The sequence below is a fragment of the Ruegeria sp. AH12 genome, from assembly GCF_056541465.1.
In genome coordinates this window covers 1-2,418 of the sequence record NZ_JBQFYL010000033.1, presented here as the reverse complement: position 1 = coordinate 2,418, position 2,418 = coordinate 1, and the positions used below count along the sequence as shown (strand labels likewise).

At 58.3% G+C, this 2,418-nt stretch carries 1 protein-coding gene and 3 pseudogenes; all 4 read left to right on the top strand.

The features are described 5' to 3' along the window. Positions 1–1,201 (top strand): annotated as a pseudogene (locus ACR0EL_RS21310) (acyltransferase domain-containing protein); the annotation flags it as partial. Continuing rightward, a pseudogene (locus tag ACR0EL_RS21305) lies at positions 1,186–1,425 on the top strand (ACT domain-containing protein); the annotation flags it as partial. The pseudogenes ACR0EL_RS21310 and ACR0EL_RS21305, both read left to right, overlap by 16 nt. Before the next feature lie 16 nt (positions 1,426–1,441). Beyond that, positions 1,442–2,140, top strand: coding sequence for a DUF2062 domain-containing protein (locus ACR0EL_RS21300; RefSeq protein ID WP_480502151.1), 699 nt, complete (start codon positions 1,442–1,444; stop codon positions 2,138–2,140). Next, a pseudogene (locus ACR0EL_RS21295) lies at positions 2,133–2,369 on the top strand (pyridoxine 5'-phosphate synthase); the annotation flags it as partial. The gene ACR0EL_RS21300 and the pseudogene ACR0EL_RS21295, both read left to right, overlap by 8 nt. Positions 2,370–2,418: the final 49 nt, after the last annotated feature.

Sequence of the window (2,418 nt, the reverse complement as noted above, 5' to 3'; positions counted from 1 at the left end):
TGGCCATCTGGATACAGCCGCCGGTGTGGCGAGTCTGATCAAGGCATCCTTGGCCCTGTATCATCAGGAAATCCCACCAAGCCTGGGCTATGAAAAACCCAATCCGGCGATCGATTTCGAAGACAGCCCGTTTCGCGTCAATGATCAGTTGACCCCATGGGCATCTCACAAAGGGCCACGACGCGCCGGAGTGAACTCGCTGGGTGTTGGAGGTACCAATGCTCATGTGGTGCTGGAGGAAGCACCCGCACGGGCCGCATCTGAGTCATCAGATTGGCCGTTCCAGTTGTTAACTATTTCTGCGCACAGCAAAAAGGCGCTTGAGGGCAATTCAGCTGCACTGGCCGCACATTTGCGGCGGCATCAGGATGAAGATCTGGCTGATATTGCATGGACCCTCAAAGAAGGCCGCCAGGGATTTGAAAAACGCCGTGTGATTGCTGCTGAAAGCCACGAGGAAGCCGCGGCGCTTCTGGAAGGCGGCGACCCTCGCCGGGTCTTTACGCATTCCGTCATCTCCGACAATCCCGATCATGTCTTCATGTTCCCCGGGGGCGGCGCACAATATGCCGGCATGGCGCGCGATCTCTATTAAACAGAGCCTGTTTTTGCCGATTGGATGGATCGCGGATTGGAGATTTTGCAGCCCAAGATCGATTATGACATCCGTTCATTGTGGCTGCCGGAACCCGGACAGGAAGCCGAGGCCGACGCGCGCCTGACCACGCCGTCGGTGCAATTACCGCTGATCATGATCACGGAATATGCGCTGGCGCAGCTCTGGATCAGTTGGGGTGTGGAACCAGCCGCGCTTGTCGGTCATTCCATGGGGGAAAACACCGCTGCTTGTGTGGCCGGTGTCATGTCCTTTGAAGACTGCATCGGCCTTGTACATCTGCGCGGCCAGCTTTTTGATACTGTGCCCGCAGGTGGCATGCTGAGCGTACCGCTGCCTGCAGATGAGTTGCGCCCGCTGCTGGGGGATGATCTGGATTTGGGCGCGGTGAACGCTCCGGGTTTGAGTATTGCAACCGGGCCTCAGGCCGCGCTTGACGCGCTTGCAGACCGATTGCAGGCGCAGGACATCGACTGTCAACGTATCCAGATCGACATCGCCGCCCATTCCCGCATGTTAGAGCCGATCCTGCAGGATTTCGGGGACTACCTGCGCAGTATCACCCTGCCATCGGCAATGATGCCGGGGTGCTGGGGCGTATTTGCACATTGATCGGCGAGAAAAAGGCCAATATCTCGAACCTCGAATTTGTCGACCGCAAACCGGATTTTTATCGGCTGATGATCAATGTCGAACTTCGCGATCTTGAACAGCTGCATTCGCTGATGCTGATGCTCGAGGCTGAAAGCGACGTTGCTGCGGTCGAACGGTACCAGGAAAGTGCGAAACCCGCCGTTGCGGCTGGCTGAGAAGGGGTGATCACGAGTGGTTTTCAAGCGCCGAGATCGCCGCTCGCCTGTCCAAGTCGCGTCAGAGTTCGTCTATCCGCGCGGCGGATGGACCCGTGCCTTTCACTATGTCAAACATCGGGTTCGGCGCCTGCCTGACAGCCCGGAACGCATCGCGCGTGGCATCGGGGCAGGGGTGTTTGCCTCGTTTACGCCTTTCTATGGCTTGCATTTCCTGGTCGCCGCCGTGCTGGCGCGGCTGCTGAACGGCAACATTCTTGCCGCGCTCAGCGGCACGTTCTTTGGCAATCCCCTGACCTATGTGCCGATCGCGGTCATCAGCCTGCAAACCGGGCATTTCCTGCTAGGGACCAAGTTCCGCAAAGACTATACCGATGGGTTGATGGGGAAATTTGCGGATGCGATGGGCGATCTCAAGGACAATTGCATCGCCATGTTCACCCATCGCGAGGCGGACTGGCACGGGCTTAGCCGGTTCTATGACGATGTGTTCTTTCCTTATATGATCGGCGGCGTCATTCCAGGCATCGTGGCCGGAGTGATCTGCGCCTATCTTAGCCTGCCGCTTATCCGTACTTATCAGCAACGCCGCCGCGCCAGAATCAAAGCGAAGTTTGAACAAATCAAACGCCTTGCTCAGGCAGAGGCTGACGTTCCCCCGACAAAACCACTAGGCTCGACCTCAGGGACAATGAAGGATTCGAAAGATGTCTGACAACCGTTTGCGTCTGGGCGTGAATATCGACCACGTAGCCACCGTGCGGAATGCGCGCGGCGGGGCCTATCCGGACCCACTACGCGCCGCCCGGATCGCGGAAGAGGCCGGGGCCGACGGCATCACAGCACATCTGCGCGAAGATCGCCGCCACATCTCGGACGCCGATATCGACGGGTTGATGGAGATCCTGTCGGTGCCGCTGATCTTCGAGATGGCCGCAACGGACTAGAAGCAGAAAATCGCCCTGCGCCACATGCCGCATGCTGTCAGCATCG